The 810-nt window shown below is 26.0% G+C and carries 1 pseudogene; it reads right to left on the minus strand.

Annotated elements, in window-relative coordinates:
• A pseudogene (locus AN161_RS16620) lies at positions 1-524 on the minus strand (signal transduction protein); the annotation flags it as partial.
• Between the last annotated feature and the right edge of the window lie 286 nt (positions 525-810).

Consider the following 810-nt stretch of genomic DNA (forward strand, 5'->3'; position numbering starts at 1 on the left):
AAATTGTCATGGTCAATTGCCATGATATTGATGTACATAAAGATGACTGTAGCAATACCAAGGAATACCGAAATATATGAAACACTTTTAAATACCCAGCGTTCACTCAAAAATTTCACAACTCGTTTATAAAAAATGGCGAATACTATGGCAAATACTATTAAAAATAAGAAATAGCCGATTATAATTAGCTGTTCATTTCCTATTGCATTAAGTAAACGAAAAGCAATTATATACGATATGTTATCGCTAATTACTATAAAAATAAGCGCCATAAACACATGAAGAATGCTCATAATACATTTTGTTTCTCGATAAACCATAATTGCTAATATCAATACAAGGTATAAGATAGATATTGGTCCAATAAATAGAAATAATATAGCTGTTGGTAAAAACATAATAAGTATAATAAATAGAAATTGTTTTTTTGAAAAATTTAAGTCTAATACATATTTACAGAAAAATAGCATTATAAAATATTGAATAAAGACTAGTAAAATTTCAATTGTTAGATTTCCCATTTTGCACTCCTTAAACAATATTCACTACATAATCATTATACAATATCTTTTTTTGGAATTTTCTATTTTCTATTTTTGGTAGTCCAATATAATCAAAAAACTCCCAAAACTATACCATATCACTCTCCACAGTTCCAATAAATACTGCTACACTAAGCATCACAAAAAATTTTAAAATATTTTATTTTATCTACTCCTTTTGAAACTCAACTTCTTGAATAAAATAAGGGGGACTAATTTTCGTGTTCAAATTGACGTTATGTAAATCATTTGTTATTTGACGTAA

Source organism: Lysinibacillus sp. FJAT-14222 (genome assembly GCF_001278875.1).
Taxonomy (GTDB): Bacteria; Bacillota; Bacilli; order Bacillales_A; family Planococcaceae; genus Lysinibacillus; species Lysinibacillus agricola.